Annotated in this window: 19 protein-coding genes and 1 tRNA gene; 14 read left to right on the forward strand and 6 right to left on the reverse strand. The window is 58.4% G+C overall.

Going from position 1 to position 19,486, the window contains the following annotated elements; genetic code table 11:
• Window positions 1–30: 30 nt before the first annotated feature.
• From AC6I8P_RS16640 to AC6I8P_RS16650, 3 genes are read left to right on the forward strand one after another with little or no spacing between them, the layout of a single operon-like run.
• On the forward strand, window positions 31–699 hold the full coding sequence (locus AC6I8P_RS16640) for a nucleoside recognition domain-containing protein (protein ID WP_021507665.1): 669 nt from the start codon (window positions 31–33) through the stop codon (window positions 697–699).
• Complete coding sequence (locus AC6I8P_RS16645; protein WP_021507664.1) at window positions 689–1,162, forward strand: YjiG family protein; 474 nt, start codon at window positions 689–691, stop codon at window positions 1,160–1,162. Before AC6I8P_RS16640 ends, AC6I8P_RS16645 begins: the two co-directional genes overlap by 11 nt.
• A 10-nt stretch (window positions 1,163–1,172) precedes the next feature.
• Window positions 1,173–2,276, forward strand: coding sequence for a M20 peptidase aminoacylase family protein (locus AC6I8P_RS16650; protein WP_058759555.1), 1,104 nt, complete (start codon window positions 1,173–1,175; stop codon window positions 2,274–2,276).
• Between the two features lie 6 nt (window positions 2,277–2,282).
• Here AC6I8P_RS16650 and AC6I8P_RS16655 read toward each other — a convergent pair whose 3' ends face one another.
• Entirely contained in the window at window positions 2,283–2,897 is a 615-nt protein-coding gene (locus AC6I8P_RS16655; RefSeq protein WP_282996923.1) for a hypothetical protein, read from the reverse strand.
• Window positions 2,898–3,212: 315 nt separating this feature from the next.
• On the opposite strand from AC6I8P_RS16655, the gene prfC reads away from it, so the two are divergent.
• From prfC to mrdA, 10 genes are all read left to right on the forward strand, one after another.
• A complete protein-coding gene (prfC, locus tag AC6I8P_RS16660) occupies window positions 3,213–4,802 on the forward strand; it encodes a peptide chain release factor 3 (protein ID WP_021507661.1) in 1,590 nt (529 codons plus the stop codon).
• A 259-nt stretch (window positions 4,803–5,061) separates the two neighbouring features.
• Window positions 5,062–5,652, forward strand: coding sequence for a molecular chaperone OsmY (osmY, locus tag AC6I8P_RS16665; RefSeq protein WP_021507660.1), 591 nt, complete (start codon window positions 5,062–5,064; stop codon window positions 5,650–5,652).
• Between the two features lie 98 nt (window positions 5,653–5,750).
• The gene (locus AC6I8P_RS16670; protein WP_007893192.1) at window positions 5,751–5,912 is read left to right on the forward strand and encodes a DUF1328 domain-containing protein; all 162 of its coding nucleotides are present in this window, start codon (window positions 5,751–5,753) and stop codon (window positions 5,910–5,912) included.
• Between the two features lie 178 nt (window positions 5,913–6,090).
• Window positions 6,091–7,143: a patatin-like phospholipase family protein gene (locus tag AC6I8P_RS16675; RefSeq protein ID WP_031279725.1), complete on the forward strand. Its 1,053-nt coding sequence runs from the start codon at window positions 6,091–6,093 to the stop codon at window positions 7,141–7,143.
• Window positions 7,140–7,916: a TatD family hydrolase gene (locus tag AC6I8P_RS16680; RefSeq protein ID WP_059009415.1), complete on the forward strand. Its 777-nt coding sequence runs from the start codon at window positions 7,140–7,142 to the stop codon at window positions 7,914–7,916. The genes AC6I8P_RS16675 and AC6I8P_RS16680 overlap by 4 nt, the downstream gene beginning before the upstream one ends.
• 413 nt (window positions 7,917–8,329) lie before the next feature.
• Entirely contained in the window at window positions 8,330–9,109 is a 780-nt protein-coding gene (gene deoC, locus AC6I8P_RS16685; protein WP_058770662.1) for a deoxyribose-phosphate aldolase, read from the forward strand.
• Between the two features lie 111 nt (window positions 9,110–9,220).
• On the forward strand, window positions 9,221–10,543 hold the full coding sequence (gene deoA, locus AC6I8P_RS16690) for a thymidine phosphorylase (protein WP_498030789.1): 1,323 nt from the start codon (window positions 9,221–9,223) through the stop codon (window positions 10,541–10,543).
• A 94-nt stretch (window positions 10,544–10,637) separates the two neighbouring features.
• On the forward strand, window positions 10,638–11,861 hold the full coding sequence (deoB, locus tag AC6I8P_RS16695; RefSeq protein WP_021507655.1) for a phosphopentomutase: 1,224 nt from the start codon (window positions 10,638–10,640) through the stop codon (window positions 11,859–11,861).
• Window positions 11,862–11,895: 34 nt separating this feature from the next.
• Window positions 11,896–12,609 carry a purine-nucleoside phosphorylase gene (gene deoD, locus AC6I8P_RS16700; RefSeq protein ID WP_021507654.1) on the forward strand — a complete coding sequence of 238 codons (714 nt, stop codon included), beginning with the start codon at window positions 11,896–11,898 and terminating at the stop codon, window positions 12,607–12,609.
• Window positions 12,610–12,877: 268 nt separating this feature from the next.
• Complete coding sequence (gene mrdA / locus AC6I8P_RS16705; RefSeq protein ID WP_021507653.1) at window positions 12,878–14,767, forward strand: penicillin-binding protein 2; 1,890 nt, start codon at window positions 12,878–12,880, stop codon at window positions 14,765–14,767.
• Here mrdA and AC6I8P_RS16710 read toward each other — a convergent pair whose 3' ends face one another.
• From AC6I8P_RS16710 to AC6I8P_RS16730, 5 genes are all read right to left on the reverse strand, one after another.
• On the reverse strand, window positions 14,768–15,478 hold the full coding sequence (locus AC6I8P_RS16710; protein ID WP_021507652.1) for a GGDEF domain-containing protein: 711 nt from the start codon (window positions 15,476–15,478) through the stop codon (window positions 14,768–14,770). It abuts the gene before it with no gap.
• On the reverse strand, window positions 15,475–15,861 hold the full coding sequence (locus AC6I8P_RS16715; RefSeq protein WP_021507651.1) for a DUF1987 domain-containing protein: 387 nt from the start codon (window positions 15,859–15,861) through the stop codon (window positions 15,475–15,477). The genes AC6I8P_RS16710 and AC6I8P_RS16715 overlap by 4 nt, the downstream gene beginning before the upstream one ends.
• A 6-nt stretch (window positions 15,862–15,867) precedes the next feature.
• Entirely contained in the window at window positions 15,868–16,419 is a 552-nt protein-coding gene (locus AC6I8P_RS16720) for a SiaB family protein kinase (RefSeq protein ID WP_498030790.1), read from the reverse strand.
• Window positions 16,420–16,429: 10 nt separating this feature from the next.
• On the reverse strand, window positions 16,430–17,653 hold the full coding sequence (locus AC6I8P_RS16725) for a SpoIIE family protein phosphatase (protein ID WP_498030791.1): 1,224 nt from the start codon (window positions 17,651–17,653) through the stop codon (window positions 16,430–16,432).
• Between the two features lie 93 nt (window positions 17,654–17,746).
• Window positions 17,747–19,072 carry a methyl-accepting chemotaxis protein gene (locus AC6I8P_RS16730; RefSeq protein ID WP_498030792.1) on the reverse strand — a complete coding sequence of 442 codons (1,326 nt, stop codon included), beginning with the start codon at window positions 19,070–19,072 and terminating at the stop codon, window positions 17,747–17,749.
• 193 nt (window positions 19,073–19,265) lie between these two features.
• Between AC6I8P_RS16730 and AC6I8P_RS16735 the strand changes: the two genes are divergently transcribed.
• A tRNA-Phe gene (locus tag AC6I8P_RS16735) sits at window positions 19,266–19,341 on the forward strand.
• Window positions 19,342–19,486 lie beyond the last annotated feature (145 nt).

Consider the following 19,486-nt stretch of genomic DNA (forward strand, 5'->3'; position numbering starts at 1 on the left):
CTGGCAGAAATAGGGCCAGCAGGAGAAAAGATGTCTGAAGAAAAAATCATGGCCGCGCCACAAACGGTCACGGCAAGCGCCGGAAATTATCTCGCGCTGATACTGGCAATACTGTTTTTTTCCGGTTTGCTTTATAAGGTCGAAGGCTTTAGCTGGCTGGGCGCGTTTGATTTCACCACGCTGGGCGGCAGCTTTGGCACCATCAAAGAATCAGGTTCCACCTTTCTCGGCGCCGGCGGCATCAGCGCTAAAGCCGGCTTCCTGTTCGCGCTGTCGCTGGCACCCACTGTGATGCTGGCGCTGGGCGTGCTGGAGATTTTCACCCACTACGGCGCGATTCGTGCCGCCCACACGCTGCTGACGCCACTGCTGAAACCGCTGATGGGGTTGCCGGGACGCTGCGGCCTGGCGCTGATTACCGATCTGCAAAGTACCGATGCCGGCGCGGCGCTCACCAAAGAGATGGCGGATCAGCAGCAAATTGGTAAAAAAGAGCTGGTGGTGATGAGCGCCTGGCAATATTCCGGTGCCGGACTGATCAATAATTATTTTGCCATTGGCTCGGCGCTATTTGCGTCCATGAGTGCACCAATCATTATTCCGCTGCTGCTGATGTTTGTGCTGAAATTCGTCGGTGCGGCATTTGTCCGTTTTGTGTTAAACAGTGTTTATAAGAAGGATTTTGCTGATGTCAAATAACGTACAGACGCGGGTCAATAATAATCCGTTTGATATTTTTATTGTCGGCGCGCGTAAAGGCTTCCATATTGCTATTCACAATCTGATGCCCAATGTGGTGATGGCCTACGTACTGGCGGAAGTGCTGAATCTGCTCGGCATCATGCAGTTTCTTGGCCACGCGTTTGCGCCGCTGATGGGGATTTTCGGTTTGCCCGGCGAGGCGATCACCGTGCTGCTGACCGCATGGCTGTCATCCTCGGCCAGCGTCGGGGTGGCGGTGAGCCTGATGGCGAAAGGCCTGCTGAGCGGTACCGACATCACCATCCTCGCGCCGGCGATTTTTCTTATGGGGTCACAGTTGCAGTACATGGGCCGCCTGCTGGGCGTTGCTGATGTGCCGAAAAAATACTGGCCGCTGCTGATGCTCACCAGCATTATCAATGCGGTTATCGCTATGTTCGTGATGCGTTTTTTTGTTTAGGAGCGAAACGGTGTCCAGAGTTCTCGATCACTACCATTTTCTGCATGAAATCCCCGAGCTGGGGTTTCAGGAAGTTAAAACCTCGGCCTACATCGCCGGCCAGCTGGAACAGGCTGGCATTAAGGTCACGCGCGGCATCAACCAGACCACCGGTATCGTGGCGGAGATCGACAGCGGCGTGCCGGGCCCGGTGCTGGCATTGCGCGCCGACATGGATGCGCTCGGGCACGTGATCGACGGCGTTGCCTGCGCCCGCCATACCTGCGGCCATGACGGCCACTCGTCGGTGGTGCTGACCGCCGCGCAGGAGCTGCTGCAGGAAGGCGCTATTAAAAAAGGGCGGCTGAAGCTGCTGTTCCAGCCGGCTGAAGAGCTGGGGGCCGGCGCGCTGGCGATGATTGAGGGCGGCGCGCTGGATGACGTGGAGATGATCCTCGGCTTCCATTTGCGCCCGCTGGAGGAGTGCCAGGTCGGGCAGGCGACGCCTGCGGTGATCTATTCAGCGTGCAGCACGCTGGAGGCCACCATTAAAGGTGTTCCGGCCCATGCCGCGCGACCGCATCTCGGCGTCAACGCGCTTGATGCGGCAGTCCAGGCGGTGCAGGCGGTGAACAGCATTCATCTGGCACCGGGCCTCACCTGGAGCGTAAAAGCGACGCGCTTCCTGTGCGACGCCGGCGTGACCAACTCGGTGCCGGACGAGGCGCGCGTGGTGTGGGATCTGCGTTCGCAGGAGAACGCGCCGATGGAACTGCTTAAAGAGAAAGTCAGCCAGGCGATTCAGCACAGCGTGGCCGCGCTGGGCGCAACCGCTGAAGTGGTGGTGCTGAAAGAGATGCCGGCGGCGGAAATTGATGCCGATGCCACCGCGCTGCTGAGCGCCGCGATTGTCGATGTGCTCGGCGAGCAGGGATTACTGGCGGCGAAAACCACGCCGGGCAGCGAGGATTTCTTCTACTATCCGGTGAAAAATCCGCAGGTGAAAGCCGGTTTCTGGGGGCTGGGAACCAATCTGGTGCCGGGACTGCACCATCCGCAGATGCGCTTTGAGCTGAGTTCGCTGGAGATCGGCGTGAAGATCTTCAAGGCGGCGGTGGTGCGCATGCTGGGATAACGCGCCTCAGCGCGCGCCCACGCCCACGGTCTGATTCCACACCATCTCATCGAGCAAAATCGAGCTGTGCTGGCTGGTCTCAATCACCAGTGAGACCGGCTTCATGCCAGCGAAGCAGAATACTTCGTGGCGCTTTTTGCTGGCGTTCAGGCGACGAAACGCCACGATGCGTCCGGCACGGTTGTAGAAGCGCACTTCGCTAAAGTAGGTGTTGAGACCGATGTAGCTCAGCACCAAATCGTGTAGCGGCGGCAGATCAAACTTCACCAGCGTCTGCCGCTCAATCACCAGCGCGCACTTGTCGCTGTCGGCGTGATACGGTGCTAACGACACCGCGCCCCGGCGGGCAGTGACCGACAGCGCGGCGTCCAGCATGTACGGATACTCCGGGACAAAATGCTGACCGGCAGAAAAACCGGGACGCGGCGTGAGCAGATAATGCAGGTGCGCCGGCAGGCTGCTGCGGGAAAAATCAGCGCGGCCGGTGGCAGGCAGCACTGGGTTATCCGGCGCGTTGATCAGCAGCATCTCGCCGGGTTTGCGGTACATCTGCGCGGACGACGACAGGGCGGCGTTTCGGTGCGACGGGCTGTAGGTATGTGGGTTAAGCTGTAGAGTCATTTTGCTGTCCTTGCCGGGGTGACGGTTCCGGACAGGCATTCTCAGCCAGACATCGCTTAGTGTTTACAAGACATGTCCTGAACTGCGCGAGCATCGTCTCATCCTGCCGCAGATTCCCCCGCCTGCTGAAATATTGTATGCTATGCCGCCTCAATGCTGATGGGATAACCGGACTGCCGCCAATGTAGATCGCACACACCCTGCTGTGACCCGACGCGCATGCGTCGCCATTGGCACCGTTATCCGCCGGACTGGCTCCGGAATGATTTATTCGCAGCGCGCCGCTCGCGCGTTGCCCTGAAGAAGAATTCACTCATGTCTATTGCTCCCTTTTTAGAAGAAGTGGCGCGCCGCCGGACCTTTGCGATCATCTCGCACCCGGACGCCGGTAAAACCACAATCACCGAAAAAGTCCTGCTGTTCGGACAGGCGATCCAGACCGCCGGTACCGTTAAAGGTCGCGGCTCCAGCCAGCATGCCAAATCAGACTGGATGGAGATGGAGAAGCAGCGCGGTATCTCCATCACCACCTCGGTGATGCAGTTCCCGTATCGCGACAGCCTGGTTAACCTGCTGGATACCCCCGGGCACGAAGACTTCTCGGAAGATACCTACCGTACGCTGACGGCGGTGGACTGCTGCCTGATGGTGATCGACGCCGCGAAAGGGGTTGAGGATCGTACCCGCAAGCTGATGGAAGTAACCCGTCTGCGCGACACGCCGATCATCACCTTTATGAACAAACTGGACCGCGACATTCGCGACCCGATGGAACTGCTGGATGAGGTCGAGAGCGAGCTGAAAATCGCCTGTGCGCCGATCACCTGGCCGATTGGCTGCGGCAAGCTGTTCAAAGGCGTGTATCACCTCTACAACGATGAAACTTACCTGTATCAGAGCGGCAAAGGCCACACGATTCAGGAAGTGCGCGTGGTAAAAGGGCTGGCGAACCCGGAACTGGACGCGGCCGTCGGCGAAGAGCTGGCGCAGCAGCTGCGCGACGAGCTGGAGCTGGTGCAGGGCGCATCGCACGAGTTCGACAAAGAGCTGTTCCTGAGCGGCGAAATCACGCCGGTGTTCTTTGGTACCGCGCTGGGCAACTTTGGCGTCGATCACATGCTGGATGGTCTGGTTGCCTGGGCGCCGGCGCCAATGCCGCGCCAGACCGATACCCGCAAAGTCGAAGCCAAAGAGGAGAAGTTCAGCGGCTTCGTGTTTAAGATTCAGGCCAACATGGACCCGAAACACCGTGACCGCGTGGCCTTTATGCGCGTGGTGTCCGGCAAATATGAGAAGGGCATGAAGCTGCGTCAGGTGCGTACCGGTAAAGATGTGGTGATCTCCGACGCGCTGACCTTCATGGCGGGTGACCGTTCGCACGTTGAGGAAGCTTATCCGGGCGATATCATCGGCCTGCATAACCACGGCACCATCCAGATTGGCGACACCTTCACCCAGGGCGAAACCATGAAGTTCACCGGTATTCCGAACTTCGCCCCGGAACTGTTCCGTCGCATTCGCCTGCGCGATCCGCTGAAGCAGAAACAGCTGCTGAAAGGGCTGGTCCAGCTGTCGGAAGAGGGCGCCGTGCAGGTGTTCCGTCCGGTGCACAACAACGATCTGATCGTGGGTGCGGTGGGCGTGCTGCAGTTTGATGTGGTCGTGGCGCGTCTCAAGAGCGAGTACAACGTTGAGGCGATTTACGAGGCCATCAACGTGTCGACCGCCCGCTGGGTTGAATGCAGCGACGCGAAGAAGTTCGACGATTTCCAGCGCAAAAACGAGATCAACCTGGCGCTCGATGGCGGTGACAACCTCACCTATATCGCCCCGACCATGGTCAACCTCAACATCACGCAGGAGCGCTATCCTGACGTGACCTTCCGTAAAACGCGCGAACACTAAGTTCGCCGTCTTCACCGGGCTGCTGCTTTCTGCCGCCCGGTTTTCTCCGATACAGACTCCTCTTAATTGCGCTGCGGTTATCGCTTTTTGGCGAGATATCAACCACAAAAGCCAGCAAAAGCTGTAATCCCTACTATGATTATTCTGTCGGACGAGAAAATGGACCTGTGGGTCTGATTACGTCCATCACGCAGCAACGTGGTGTGTTGCTGGCGCATTCGCGGTTGCGAGTGGGTTAACTGATAGAAGGATGATATCGATGAATAAGACTAAGATTGCTAAAACCCTGATTGCTGCACTGGCCGGTACTGCGCTGTTAAGCGGCGCGGCAATGGCGGCTGATACCAGCAGCAGCGCGGGTTCCAAAATCGATAGTTCTATGAAAAAAGTCGATGGCTTTATGGATGACAGCGGCATCACCGCCAAAGCCAAAGCCGCGCTGGTGGACGATGAAGCGATTAAAAGTACGGATATCTCCGTCAAAACGCAGCAAGGCGTGGTGACGCTGAGCGGTTTTGTCACCTCGCAGGACCAGGCCGAGAAGGCTGTGGCGCTGGTGCAGAAGGTGGAAGGGGTTAAATCCGTCAGCGACAAACTACATGTCAGAGACAGCAAACAGAGTTCATTGAAAGGTTATGCAGGTGATGCAGCAACCACCAGTGAAATAAAAGCTAAACTTTTAGCAGATGACATTGTGCCATCGCGCAACGTGAAGGTGGAAACCACCGATGGCGTGGTACAGCTGTCCGGGGAAGTGGCGAATCAGGCCCAGTCCGATCGGGCTGAGAAGATCGCCAAAGCCATTGAAGGCGTGAAAAGCGTGAAGAATGACCTCAAGGTGAAATCTTAACGCAACCGGAACGGCATCACCAACGGTGCCGTTTCGTATTAAAAACAGTGATGTGAAGAATAAGCAGTTCGATTTTCACTATGGTAAAGGAGAGGCTTATGTTTCGTTGGGGTATTATCTTTCTGGTCATCGCTCTGATTGCTGCAGCATTAGGTTTTGGCGGTCTGGCGGGTACGGCAGCATGGGCAGCTAAAATTGTCTTTATTGTCGGTATTATTCTGTTCCTCGTGAGCCTGTTTACCGGGCGCAAACGACCCTGACCCACTGCGTTAACCATGTTAACCCGCTAGTCACATAAAGCGGAGGCCAGTCATTGCCACCATTGAAGGTGCGCCGCGACGATTGCAGGATGCGGTTGGTCAGGGAACGACAATGACTGGTTCTCCGGGATGCTGATTGAGCGCCTCCCTCAGAGCAGCAAACACTGAGGGACATCCATTGGGAATACGCATCCCGGTGTCGCTGGACACCTTTGAGCCACTGGCACTCACGCCATTCAAATCCAAAAAGATCGCACTGGTCTGCGAAGGCGGCGGGCAACGCGGCATCTTCACGGCGGGCGTACTGGATGAATTTCAGCGCGCAGGCTTTAACCCCTTTCAGTTAATGCTCGGCACCTCAGCCGGTGCACAAAACCTTTCAGCCTTTGTCTGTGCTCAGCCCGGTTATGCGCGGCGCGTGATTACCCGTTACACCACCAGTAAACTGTTTTTCGATCCGCTGCGTTTTGTACGCGGTGGCCACCTGATCGATCTTGACTGGTTAGTGGATATCACTAAACAGGAGTTCCCGCTGGCGCTGAGCAGCGCCGAAAGCCTGTTTGCCAAAGGCAGCGAATTTTACATGTGCGCCTGCCGCAGCGATGATTACAGCGCGCAGTATTTCAATCCCACCAACCTGACCTGGCATGACATCATTAAGGCTTCCAGCGCGATCCCCGGTTTCTACCGCAGCGGCGTGTTGATGGATGGCGTGAGCTATCTCGACGGCGGCATCAGCGACGCCATTCCGGTGCGCGAAGCGGCGCGGCGTGGCGCCGATACCATTGTGGTGATCCGTACCGTGCCGTCACAGATGGCGTATACGCCGAAGTGGTTTAAACGCATGGAGCGCTGGCTGAGCGACAGCGCCCTGCAGCCAATGATCAATATTCTGCATCAGCACGAAGAGAGCTACCGCCAGATTCAGCAGTTTATTGAACAGCCGCCGGATAATCTGCGCATCATTGAAATCTTTCCGCCAAAGCCGCTGGCCAGCATGGCGCTGGGCAGTCGTCTGGCGTCACTGAATCAGGATTATCATCTGGGCCGCCGCAGCGGGCGCTATTTCCTGGCGACGCTGGGCCAGTGGCTGAGCGATGCTGAACCGCTGGCGCGACCGATTGCCGTGACGCCGCCAGCCGCCGTCGCCAACGCGCCGGATAACCGGCCGGTCAGCACGCCGCCGCTGGCGGGCAATGACGCCGATTACGATGCAGGATCGCTGGCATGAGATTTATCGACACCCACTGCCACTTTGATTTTCCGCCATTTGTCACCGCTGCCGAACACAGTATCGCGCAGGCGGCGCAGGCGGGTGTGGAACGCATCATCGTGCCGTGCGTGGATGCCAGCCGTTTTGCCGTGGTGAGCCAGCTGGCGCAGCAGCATCCGGCGCTGTATAGCGCGCTCGGGCTGCACCCGATCAATATTGCGCAACATCAGGATGACGATCTCGATCGCCTTGAGCAGTACCTGCAAACGCCGGATGCAAAACGCGTGGCGATGGGGGAAATCGGGCTGGATCTGTATATGGAAGCGCCGGATTTTGCGCGGCAAACCCGGCTGCTGGAGGCGCAGCTGAAGCTGGCAAGGCGCTATGATTTGCCGGTGATCCTGCATTCGCGACGTACGCACGATCAGCTGGCGCAGCATCTGCGCCGTCACGACGTGCCGCGACGCGGCGTGGTGCACGGCTTTGCCGGTAGCCAGCAGCAGGCGGAGCGTTTCATCGCCCTTGGCTACGCGATTGGTGTCGGCGGCACCATTACCTATACGCGCGCCAGCAAAACCCGCCACACCATCGCCAGCCTGCCATTGCAGGCGCTGCTGCTGGAAACCGATGCGCCGGATATGCCGCTGCACGGTTTTCAGGGCCAGCCAAATCGCCCGGAGCGCGCGCGTAATGTGTTCGAAGTATTGTGCCAGCTGCGCCCGGAACCGCCCGATGAGATCGCCGATGCGCTGTGGCACAACAGCCTGCGTTTGTTCGCCCTGCCGGATTGAGTATTGATCCTGCGCCTGCCGCCCTCTCACTTTATCTAATAGCGCCATCACGGTTAATGGCCGTTGCAATTGTGCCAGCGGCGCAATTTCTTGCGCGATGAATCGCGTCGCTGCAACGCCTCTGCCACTTCTGATGATCTGCTGACAACTCCCGCTCTGTCGCAAATTAACTACGCTTTAACGATATCCGATACCTTTTTGCGGCAACATTTGTGATAATAATCACAATGGCATCATGCCGCGCTGTTCGGCAAAATAGCGATTTAATGTGATTAAAATCGCTAAATGCATGTATATCAGAGCGCGGTTTCCTTTTCCTTGTGACAAACCTCGCAATTCCACGCGGCGTGGTTTGTTATAATTATCACATTCTCCGGTGAGCAGATTTCACCGGCCTGACTTTGGAGAGCACCATGACCGATCTGAACGCGGCCGCGCAGCGCGCGCTGCAACTGATGGACCTGACCACCCTGAACGAAGACGACACCGATGAAAAAGTGATCGCGCTGTGCCATCAGGCGAAATCACCGGCCGGTAACACGGCGGCGATCTGTATCTATCCGCGCTTTATCCCGATTGCACGTAAGACGCTGCGCGAGCAGGGCACGCCGGAAATTCGTATCGCGACCGTCACTAACTTCCCGCACGGTAACGACGACATCGACATCGCGCTGGCGGAAACCCGTGCGGCAATCGCCTATGGCGCGGATGAAGTTGACGTGGTGTTCCCGTACCGTGCGCTGATTGCCGGTAATCGTGACGTCGGCTTTGCGCTGGTAAAAGCCTGTAAAGAGGCCTGCGCGGCGGCGAACGTGCTGCTGAAAGTGATCATCGAAACCGGCGAGCTGAAAGAGGAAGCGCTGATTCGTGCGGCGTCCGAAATCGCGATCGATGCCGGCGCGGATTTCATCAAAACCTCTACCGGTAAAGTGCCGGTCAACGCCACGCCAGAGGTGGCGGCGATCATGATGCAGGTAATCCGTGACAAAGGCGTGCAGCAGCAGGTGGGCTTCAAACCGGCTGGCGGCGTGCGCACGGCGGAAGATGCCGCTATCTACCTGCAGCTGGCCGACGACATCCTCGGCAGCGGCTGGGCGGATGCGCGTCATTTCCGCTTCGGCGCTTCCAGCCTGTTAGCCAGCCTGCTGAATACCCTGGGTCACGCTACGGCGACCAGCAAAGCCGGTTATTGATCCACGCGGTCGCTAAAATGGCGGCCCACGGCGTCACTGCCGTCAGGTGCGCATTGCTGCGCAACTGGCGGCTGTCATTCAGCGATACATCGCTTTTCCGGGGAGGCAACCTTGTTCCTGCCACAAGAAATTATTCGTAAAAAACGCGACGGTCAGCCGCTGAGCGAAGCGGAAATCCGCTTTTTCATCAACGGCGTGCGTGATAACAGCGTGTCTGAAGGGCAAATCGCCGCGCTGGCGATGACGATTTATTTTCATGACATGAACCTGGAAGAGCGCGTGGCGCTGACCATGGCGATGCGCGATTCCGGCACGGTGCTCAACTGGCAGGCGCTGAATCTCAACGGACCGATTGTTGATAAACATTCGACCGGCGGCGTGGGCGATGTCACTTCGCTGATGCTGGGTCCGATGGTGGCGGCCTGCGGCGGCTACGTGCCTATGATTTCCGGGCGCGGCCTCGGCCACACCGGCGGCACGCTGGATAAGCTGGAAGCCATTCCCGGCTTTGATATCTTCCCCAGCGACGATCGCTTCCGTCAGATCATCAAACAGGTCGGCGTTGCCATTATCGGTCAGACCAATTCGCTGGCGCCGGCGGATAAGCGGTTCTACGCCACGCGCGATATCACCGCCACTGTGGATTCTATTCCGCTGATCACCGCCTCGATCCTCGCCAAAAAATTAGCCGAAGGATTAGACGCGCTGGTGATGGATGTCAAAGTCGGATCCGGGGCGTTTATGCCAACCTTTGAGGCCTCGCAGCAGCTGGCGCAGGCGATTGTCGGCGTCGCCAACGGTGCGGGATGCAAAACCACCGCGCTGCTCACCGACATGAATCAGGTGCTGGCATCGAGCGCCGGTAATGCGCTGGAAGTGCGCGAAGCGGTGCATTTCCTCACCGGCGAGGCGCGCAATCCGCGGCTGCTGGAGGTCACGCTGGCGCTGTGCGCTGAGATGCTGATCTCCGGCAAACTGGCGGCGAACGAAGCCGAAGCGCGGCAAAAACTGCAGCAGGTGCTGGATAACGGTAAAGCGGCTGAGGTGTTTGCCCGCATGGTGGCGGCGCAGAACGGCCCGACGGATTTCATCGAGCAGATGGACCGCTACCTGCCGGCACCGATGCTGAGCAAAGCGGTGTACGCCGATCGTCCCGGCATCGTCAGCACCATGGACACGCGGGCGCTGGGCATGGCGGTGGTGGCGCTGGGCGGTGGCCGTCAGCGCGCCAGCGACAGCATTGATTACAGCGTGGGCCTCAGCGACATGATCACGCTGGGCAGTGAAGTCAATGTGCAGCAGCCGCTGGCGGTGATTCATGCCGCATCGGAAGCGCAGTGGCAGCAGGCCGCTGCGGCAGTGAAAGCGGCGATAACGCTCAGCGACCACGCTCCGGAGGCCACGCCGGTGGTGTATCGCCGCATCAGCGAATAGTGGCGTAACTGCGTGCCAGGCAGCGGCCGTTCGGGTATACTGATCTGATCGCTTTTTTTTGACTTGTCATCGCGCTATGGCGCAGGAGACTTGCATGAAACGTGCTTTTATTATGGTTCTCGACTCCTTCGGGATTGGTTCCAGCAAAGACGCCGATAAATTCGGTGATGAAGGATCGGATACGCTCGGCCATATCGCCGAAGCGTGCTTTGAAGGCCGCGCCAATGAAGGCCGCGAAGGTCCGCTGCATCTGCCCAACATGACCGCGCTCGGCCTTGGCAAAGCGGCGGAACTCTCTACCGGCCGCTTCCCGCCGGGACTGGATCCGCAGGCGGAAATTATCGGCGCGTACGCCTACGCCAGCGAACTCTCTTCGGGCAAAGATACGCCGTCCGGCCACTGGGAAATCGCCGGGGTGCCGGTGCTGTTTGACTGGGGCTATTTCAGCGACAAAGAGAACAGCTTCCCGCAGGAGCTGCTGGATACGCTGGTAAAACGCGCCGATCTGCCGGGCTACCTCGGCAACTGCCACTCCTCCGGCACGGTAATTCTCGACCAGCTGGGCGAGGAGCACATGAAAAGCGGCAAGCCGATTTTCTACACCTCGGCAGATTCGGTGTTCCAGATTGCCTGTCATGAAGAGACCTTTGGCCTCGATCGCCTGTACGCGCTGTGTGAAATTGCGCGTGAAGAGCTGACCAACGGCGGCTATAACATCGGCCGCGTAATCGCGCGTCCGTTTGTCGGCGATAAAGCCGGTAACTTCCAGCGTACCGGTAACCGTCACGATCTGGCGGTCGAACCACCGGCACCGACCATGCTGAAAAAGCTGGTGGATGAGAAGGGCGGCGAAGTGATTTCAGTGGGTAAAATCGCTGATATCTACGCGGAGCAGGGCATCACGCAAAAAGTTAAAGCCACCGGTCTGGATGCACTGTTTGACGCCACCATTGAGCAGATGAAGAAGGCGCCGGACAACTCGATAGTGTTCACCAACTTCGTCGATTTTGACTCGACCTGGGGCCATCGCCGCGATATCGCCGGTTATGCCGGTGGGCTGGAGCTGTTTGACCGTCGTCTGCCAGAGCTGATGGCGCTGGTGAAAGAGGGCGATATCCTGATCCTCACCGCTGACCACGGCTGCGATCCGAGCTGGCATGGCACAGAGCACACGCGCGAGCACATCCCGATTTTGATCTATGGTCCAGAAGTAAAACCGGGCTCGCTGGGTTACCGCGATACCTTCGCCGATATCGGCCAGACCATCGCCAGCTATTTTGGCCTGTCCAGCATGGACTACGGCAAAAGCTTGCTGTAAAACAGCCACCACTTTTTGATAAGGAAGAACAACAATGGCAACTCCTCATATTAATGCCGAAATGGGCGATTTCGCGGACGTGGTGCTGATGCCAGGCGATCCGCTGCGTGCAAAACACATTGCCGAGACTTTCCTCGACGATGTTGTCGAAGTGAACAACGTACGCGGCATGCTGGGCTTCACCGGGACTTACAAAGGCCGCAAAATCTCCGTGATGGGCCACGGTATGGGTATCCCATCCTGCTCGATCTACACCAAAGAGCTGATCACCGATTTCGGCGTGAAGAAGATCATTCGTGTGGGTTCCTGCGGTGCAGTGCGTGCAGACGTGAAACTGCGTGATGTGGTGATTGGTATGGGTGCCTGCACCGACTCAAAAGTTAACCGCATGCGTTTCAAAGATCACGATTTTGCCGCCATCGCGGATTTCGACATGGTGCGTAACGCGGTTGACGCAGCTAAAGCGCTGGGTGTGGACGCGCGCGTCGGTAACATCTTCTCGGCTGATTTGTTCTATACGCCGGACCCGCAGATGTTCGACGTGATGGAGAAGTACGGCATCCTCGGTGTGGAGATGGAAGCGGCCGGCATCTATGGTGTGGCGGCAGAGTTTGGTGCCAAAGCGCTGACCATCTGTACCGTGTCGGATCATATCCGTACGCACGAGCAAACCACCGCGGCAGAGCGTCAGACGACGTTCAACGATATGATTAAGATCGCGCTGGAGTCGGTGCTGCTGGGGGATTGATTTTCCTCGCTCTTCCTTCGCCCTCACCCTAACCCTCTCCCGCCCGCGGGAGAGGGGACCGATCGAGCAACGGTTAATGCCTGCGCGCGGGAGAGGGGACCGATCGGGCAACGTTTATTAGCCGGTCAACGCCCCGTCCCGCATTCCTGACGCAGCCGCTCCACCGTAAACATCTGACACACTTTTACCCAGGCTTGTGCATCTTCCTGCTGGCTCTGCGGCGATCTCTCCCTATCATTAGCGTGATAATGAAGAGACTAAACCCCTGATGAATTTCCGCAATTTCGAAGCCGAAGAGAAACTTTTTGTGCGCCGCGCGCTGGTGGCGTTTGCCCTGGTTGTTATCTGCTTCACCATTCTTGGCATCAACCTGTATCGCTTACAGGTGGATCAGCACAGCTATTACCAGACACGTTCCAACGAGAACGACATCAAAATGATCCCCATCGCGCCGACGCGCGGGCTGATTTTCGATCGCAACGGCATCCCGCTGGTGCGCAACGTCACCTGGTACGACATCCTCGTCACGCCGTACAAAATCGACAACATGCAGGCGACGCTGAAGGCGCTGACGCCCATCGTCGATCTGACACCGGATGATATCGAAACCTTTGAGCATGAACTGAAGCAGAGCAGCCGCTATAAACCGGTGGAGCTGAAGGCCGAGCTCACCGACGAAGAGGTGGCGCGCTTCTCGGTCAATCAGTTCCGCTTCACCGGGGTCACCATTGACACCTATCAGGATCGGGAATACCCGTACGGCGCCGATCTGGCGCACGTGGTCGGCTACGTGTCGAAGATTAACGACAATGATTACAAGCGGCTCAATGCCGAGGGCGTCGGCGAAAACTATGCCGCCGACCATAACATCGGCAAGCAGGGTATTGAGGGCTACTACGAATCCCTGCTGCACGGCAAGACCGGCTATCAGGAAGTGGAAGTAGATAACCACGGCCGCATCGTGCGCGTACTGAAAGAGGTGCCGCCGGTGGCGGGCAAAAACATCTGGCTGACGCTGGATCTGCATCTGCAGCAGTATGTGGAGAGCCAGCTGGCCGGGCAGCGTGCGGCGGTGCTGATTGAGGATCCGCACGATGGCGGCGTGCTGGCGATGGTCTCCAGCCCGAGCTACGATCCCAACCCGTTCGTGAAGGGCATCAGCTACAAAGCCTATAAAACGCTGCTGCAGGATAAAAACCTGCCGCTGATCAATCGCGTCACCCAGGGGCTGTATCCACCGGCATCCACGGTAAAACCCTACATGGCGATGTCGGCGCTGCTGAGCAAAGTGATTACGCCGGGCACCACCTTCTTTGGCGCGCCGACCTGGACGCTACCGGGCACCGATCGCAAATACCGCGACTGGAAAAAGTCCGGCCACGGCATGCTCGACGTCACCAAAGCGATTGAAGAGTCCGCCGACACCTTCTTCTATCAGGTGGCGTTCATGATGGGCATCGACCGCATCCACAGCATGCTCAGCCAGTTCGGCTACGGCAAACCTACCGGTATCGATTTGAATGAAGAGTACGCCGGGCTGCTGCCGAGCCGCGAATGGAAGCAGAAAGTGCATAAACATACGTGGTATCAGGGCGATACCGTATCGGTGGGCATCGGTCAGGGCTACTGGATCGCCACGCCGATTCAGATGGTGAAAGCCATGGTGGCGCTGATCAATAACGGCCGGGTGATTAATCCGCACCTGCTGGCTAAAGCACAGCGCGGCACCTGGCAGCAGGTTTACCAGCCGACCGCGCCGCAGCCGCAGATTGGCGATGCGAAGTCACCGTACTGGTCGCTGGTGCGCCACGCCATGTTTGGTATGGCCAACGCGCCTAACGGCACCGGTTATAAATATTTCCATACCGCGCCGTACGGCATCGCCGCCAAGTCCGGTACGTCGCAGGTGTTTAGCCTGAAGCAGAACCAGACTTACAACGCGAAGATGATTCCGGTGCGCCTGCGCGACCACATTTTCTATACCGCCTTTGCGCCGTTTAACAACCCGCAGGTGGCGGTGGCGCTGATTCTGGAAAACGGCGGTAACGAAGGCATTACGGCCGCGCCGGTGATGCGCAATATCCTCGACCACATCTTCCTGCCGCCGCCGGATAGCAGCGTGCCGATGCAGACGGCCAGCACCGCGCAGGTGCACTGATCAGCGGAAAAATACCCGGTTGCGGCCGTGGTGTTTGGCATCGTAGAGCGCGGCATCGGCATTGCTGTACAGCGTGTCAAAATCGGAGCCCGGCTTACCGTAGCTCACGCCGAGGCTGGCGGTCACCAGCTGCTGCGGCAGCACCGCCAGCGGCGAGGCGTTAAGCGAGGCGTGGATCGCACCGGCGACAATCACCGCGTCGGACAGGCGATAGTGCGGCAGCAGCACGGTAAACTCTTCGCCGCCGATGCGGCCAATGCTGGCGCCGGCCGGGCAGTGCGCCTGAATGCGCGTCACCAGCCCGCAAATCACCTTATCGCCCATCGGATGGCCGTATTCGTCGTTGATCTTCTTGAAGTGGTCGATATCCAGAATGATCAGTGCCGCCGGACCGCTCTCCAGCGTCTGGCTGATGCGCTGAATAATCGCGCCGCGATTCCACACCGCCGTCAGCGGATCGTGGCTGGCTTTGTACTCCAGCTCCTGCGCCAGCTGGTTTAACTGCTCATTCACGCGGTTCAGCTCGCGCTCCGCGCGATCGCTGCGGGAGATCAGCCGCCAGGTTTCGCGCATCAGGCGCTGATAGTGGCGATTCAGGTGCAGCAGCGCCTCGCGGTAATCCTGCGCGCTCAGCGTGTTTTGCGCCGCCACATGCTGTGAGCGATTCAGCACCTCGCTCTCTTCACGGAACAGCTCATTGAGGTCCATCATGACGCCAGTTCCGCCTGCAGATTAACCTGCAGATCGGTAAAATCCAGCGCCAGTTCCTGACCAAACTCTTCCGCGATGTCATCTTCCGCATCAAACAGCCAGTTCAGCGTGACGCGCTGACCGCGCTGCGCCAGCTGGTTGAACAGATCGAACAGGCTGAACAGCATTTTGGTGCTGGAGCTGTTGAAGTAGCGCAGCGCGATAGTGACGACCACCGCGTCGTTGTCGGTGGGTTGCCACTGCTCAAGGGCATCCAGCAGCGGGCGATAAAACGCCGCCGCGTTCTCCGGCCACGACTCGCCGCGCAGCGCAAACTGGCGGGTGGCAAAATCAAAACTCACTTCGGGCGTGCTCTCAGTGGCAGCGATAATCAGGTTTTGCATACAACCTCAATCCTGGTGAATGGTGGCTTTAAGCCAAAACGTGGCGTAGCCGCTGGCGGGCAGCGGACGCAGTTCATACTCCAGCGGTTCACTGACGTCACGGGCAAGCGTCAGCAAACCGATATTGGCCCCTTTGCTGGTGGCGGGGCTCTCGGTGCGCAGACCGACACGGTAGGCCTGCTTAATTTCGTCGTTACTCATGGTTCGCAGCAGATCGAGCCAGTCGCGCAGCTGCTCGCAGGCGGCCTGTTCGACCTGATTACTGCTCTCCAGCACGTAGTTATCGCCATCCACGTGCAGCGTTACGGTGCCAAAGCGAAAGTGCTGTTCGGCGTGGCTCAGGGTACGGCTGTCCTGCGAATAGCGCAGAATGTTCTGCACAATCTCGACAAAGCTGGAGAACAGCCGGCGGCGCACTTTCAGCGGGGCCTGCTGGTTTTCCAGAAACACTTTGACCACTTCACCCATCGCGGTGATGTTCTGCGGCGAAAAGAAGCCGGTATAGTGCAGCGCAACGCTGTCGGGCGGCAGGTGCGTGCCGGTGGAAGCTGGATGCATAAGAGGCTCGTTAATAACGCAGGCCAAACCAGGTGACGTCATCGCGTCGCGGCTGGTTGCCCTGCCAGTGAAGAAATGCCTGCGCAAACGCCGCGGAGAGCTCGGCCATCGGCAGGGTTTTATGTTGTGCAATGACCGTCTGAATCCGCTTTTTGCCGAACATGATTTGCCGCGCGCCGCCGGGTTGATCGGTCACGCCGTCGCTCATAACCAGCAGCACATCGCCGGGCTGCAGTGTGCGCTGCTGCTGCGGCCAGCAATAGTCGTGCGGCGTATCGGTGTAGCCAACACCGACGCGATCGGCCTGCAGCGCGGCGGCTTCACCCTGTAGCGGCTGCAGCACGGCGTGCATGCGCGCGCTGGCCCAGCTCAGCTGATGGCTGGCCGTCTCCAGCCGCAGCGCAATCGCATCGCAGCCGTCGTTGGACAGCGAGGTCTGCTGCGAGGCGTTAAGCTGGCCCAGGGTTTGTTTGATGTGGTGGTTAAGCGCCTGCAGCAGGGCAGACGGCGTACGATGGTTGTGCTGCAGCGCACGCTCCAGCGCCGCATGCAGAATCACCGTCATAAACGCGCCGGGAATGCCGTGACCGGTGCAGTCGGCAATCAGCGCCAGCCAGCCGTGCTCGTCACGGTGAAAGGCGTAATAGTCGCCGCCCACGCCGTCACGCGGCTGCCAGTGCAGGCACCAGTCGCTCAGCTGCTGCGCCATCTGCTGCCGCGAGCGGTCCAGCATCGCGTCCTGAATCACCCGCGCGTAATCGATGCTCTGTAAAATCTGCTGATGCTGCTGCGCCTGCAAATCGGAGACGGTACGAATCAGGTCTATGCCGAGGCCGATGCCAATATAGCGGCCCTGTTCAGTCACGATAAAACCATCGGTCACTGATTTATCCCCGCTGGCGACCACCTGCTGCGCGACCCGATCGAGTTCGGTTTCGGCATCGATCACCAGCGGTTGCTTATCCATAAAGGCGATACAGCTTTTACGATCGTACAGCTCGCGGAAGAACGGGCGCGTCATTTGCGACAGAAAGATGTGGCGGTTAATCATGCCGAACGGCGTGCCGTTTTCCACCACCGGCAGGCCAATCAAATCTTTGTGTTCGCTAAACAGCGCCATTACCGCCGTGTTGTCCATCGCTGGCGTGACGAACGGCACCGCAATACACAGCGAACGCGCGCGGGCACGACCCGTCAGGGCGCTAAGCCCGGTGCGGAAATCAGGCTGCTGCATGAGAAAGAGTCTGGCGTTGATTAGGAATAATCTTAGGTTACGGCACGGCGATGACACTTTTATGTCACCGCCGGCCAGCGCACGCTGCTGCGCTTACTGCGGGGCTTTTAGCGCATCGGCGACGTGGCTGATGGCGCGCACCACCTCACTGGAGCTGCCACGAATTTCGGCAATCACACCGCCCGCCTGCTGCGCGAGCACTACGCCCTGATCGGCACGTTTCAGGTTCGACGCGATGCCTTTCTGCGCCTTATCCGCCAGCAGGTGGTTATGCCTCACCCGATTCTCGATTTCGCTGGTGGCGCGATTGATGTTCGCCGCGAGGGTGCGCACTTCACTGGCGACCACGGCGAAGCTGCGGCCATGCTGACCGGCGCGCGCGGCTTCCACTGCCGCATTGAGCGCCAGCAGATTGGTTTGGTCGGCAATGCGACGAATGCTCTCCACGATGGCGCCGATGCGATCGGAAGAGTCGCTCAGATCGTTGATATCCCCTGAAATACCGTGCAGTTCGCTGGCCAGCGCATTGATATTCTGCACGCTGTTCTCAATGACCGCCGCACCCTGTTGTGTGCTTTCGCTGGTGTGCAGCGCGGTTTGCCATGCCTGCTGCGCTGCTTCGCGCTCCAGCTGGTTCTTTTCCACCTGCGCGGTAACGTCGGTGGCGAACTTCACCACTTTGTACAGCTCGCCGGCGCTGTTAAACACCGGATTATAGGTGGCGCGCAGCCAGACGGTATTGCCCTGCTTATTGACGCGCTCGAACTGGCCGGAGATATATTCACCCTGATTGAGCTTGTGCCAGAAGCGGCGATAGGCCTCGCTGGTGCGCATGTCGGGCGGACAGAACAGGCTGTGATGGCGACCGATGATCTCATCAGCGCGATAGCCCATGGTATTGAAGAAATTATCGTTGGCCATCAGCACTTCACCTTTGAGGTTGAAGGCAATCACCGCCATCGAGCGCTCAATGGCGGTGGTCATGGCGCGCTGCTCCTGCGCATCCATGATGCGCGCGGTGATATCACTCGCCAGCTTAACGATTTTAATCACCCGGCCGTGACGATCCTGCACCGGTACGTAGTTGGCTTCCAGCCAGATCGGACGGCTGTGCTTCGCCACGCGCAAAAACTTATCGCTGAAGCCTTCGCCGCGATTCAGACGCTGCCAGAACTCGCGATACTGCGGTGACTGCACCATATCCGGCGTGCAGAACAGGCTGTGATGCTGGCCGACAATTTCTGCCAGCGTGTAGCCCATGCGCTCCAGAAACAGCGCATTGGCGGTGAGGATGTGACCATCAGGCGTAAACTCAACCATGGCGATGGCCTCCTGCAGCGAACTGAGCGTTGCGCTGCTGTGGCTGCGTTTCTGCCACGCGAGGCGCGACAGGATTCCCGATGTAATAGTGCTGAACATGGTGGACCTTATTATGGTTATGGGATGTCAGCACGGTTATCGGCGTGAGTGGCTAAAAATTCACCACTAAATGACGCGGTTGCGCAGGTTTTTACCATCGGGTCCGGCGGTTGCTGCAAAAGGCAGCAGTCAGCTGATTTTTACCGAAAAGCGTTTGACGGTTCGGCGCGAGTAAGGTTTAATGCGCCCCGTTGCCCGGATAGCTCAGTCGGTAGAGCAGGGGATTGAAAATCCCCGTGTCGGTGGTTCGATTCCGCCTCCGGGCACCACTCTTCAGAGCCTGTTCGTTAGGTGTTGAGATCCTTAACGGGCATGACAGTGGTCCCCAGCATGATGTTGGTAGTTTGCTTACCGCACCATTGTTGAACATGGGACTTAAAGTCCGGAGGATGTTCGTGCATCCTCTGGACTTCT

Source organism: gamma proteobacterium symbiont of Lampromicra miyakona (genome assembly GCF_059730895.1).

What these genes read in the sequence shown, in the direction of transcription:
- AC6I8P_RS16640 (WP_021507665.1), top strand. Translation starts at nt 31, where the DNA reads ATGTCTGAAGAAAAAATCATGGCCGCGCCACAAACGGTCACGGCAAGC.
- AC6I8P_RS16645 (WP_021507664.1), top strand. Translation starts at nt 689, where the DNA reads ATGTCAAATAACGTACAGACGCGGGTCAATAATAATCCGTTTGATATT.
- AC6I8P_RS16655 (WP_282996923.1), bottom strand. Translation starts at nt 2,897, where the DNA reads ATGACTCTACAGCTTAACCCACATACCTACAGCCCGTCGCACCGAAAC.
- prfC (WP_021507661.1), top strand. Translation starts at nt 3,213, where the DNA reads ATGTCTATTGCTCCCTTTTTAGAAGAAGTGGCGCGCCGCCGGACCTTT.
- osmY (WP_021507660.1), top strand. Translation starts at nt 5,062, where the DNA reads ATGAATAAGACTAAGATTGCTAAAACCCTGATTGCTGCACTGGCCGGT.
- AC6I8P_RS16670 (WP_007893192.1), top strand. Translation starts at nt 5,751, where the DNA reads ATGTTTCGTTGGGGTATTATCTTTCTGGTCATCGCTCTGATTGCTGCA.
- AC6I8P_RS16680 (WP_059009415.1), top strand. Translation starts at nt 7,140, where the DNA reads ATGAGATTTATCGACACCCACTGCCACTTTGATTTTCCGCCATTTGTC.
- deoC (WP_058770662.1), top strand. Translation starts at nt 8,330, where the DNA reads ATGACCGATCTGAACGCGGCCGCGCAGCGCGCGCTGCAACTGATGGAC.
- deoB (WP_021507655.1), top strand. Translation starts at nt 10,638, where the DNA reads ATGAAACGTGCTTTTATTATGGTTCTCGACTCCTTCGGGATTGGTTCC.
- deoD (WP_021507654.1), top strand. Translation starts at nt 11,896, where the DNA reads ATGGCAACTCCTCATATTAATGCCGAAATGGGCGATTTCGCGGACGTG.
- mrdA (WP_021507653.1), top strand. Translation starts at nt 12,878, where the DNA reads ATGAATTTCCGCAATTTCGAAGCCGAAGAGAAACTTTTTGTGCGCCGC.
- AC6I8P_RS16710 (WP_021507652.1), bottom strand. Translation starts at nt 15,478, where the DNA reads ATGATGGACCTCAATGAGCTGTTCCGTGAAGAGAGCGAGGTGCTGAAT.
- AC6I8P_RS16715 (WP_021507651.1), bottom strand. Translation starts at nt 15,861, where the DNA reads ATGCAAAACCTGATTATCGCTGCCACTGAGAGCACGCCCGAAGTGAGT.
- AC6I8P_RS16720 (WP_498030790.1), bottom strand. Translation starts at nt 16,419, where the DNA reads ATGCATCCAGCTTCCACCGGCACGCACCTGCCGCCCGACAGCGTTGCG.
- AC6I8P_RS16725 (WP_498030791.1), bottom strand. Translation starts at nt 17,653, where the DNA reads ATGCAGCAGCCTGATTTCCGCACCGGGCTTAGCGCCCTGACGGGTCGT.
- AC6I8P_RS16730 (WP_498030792.1), bottom strand. Translation starts at nt 19,072, where the DNA reads ATGTTCAGCACTATTACATCGGGAATCCTGTCGCGCCTCGCGTGGCAG.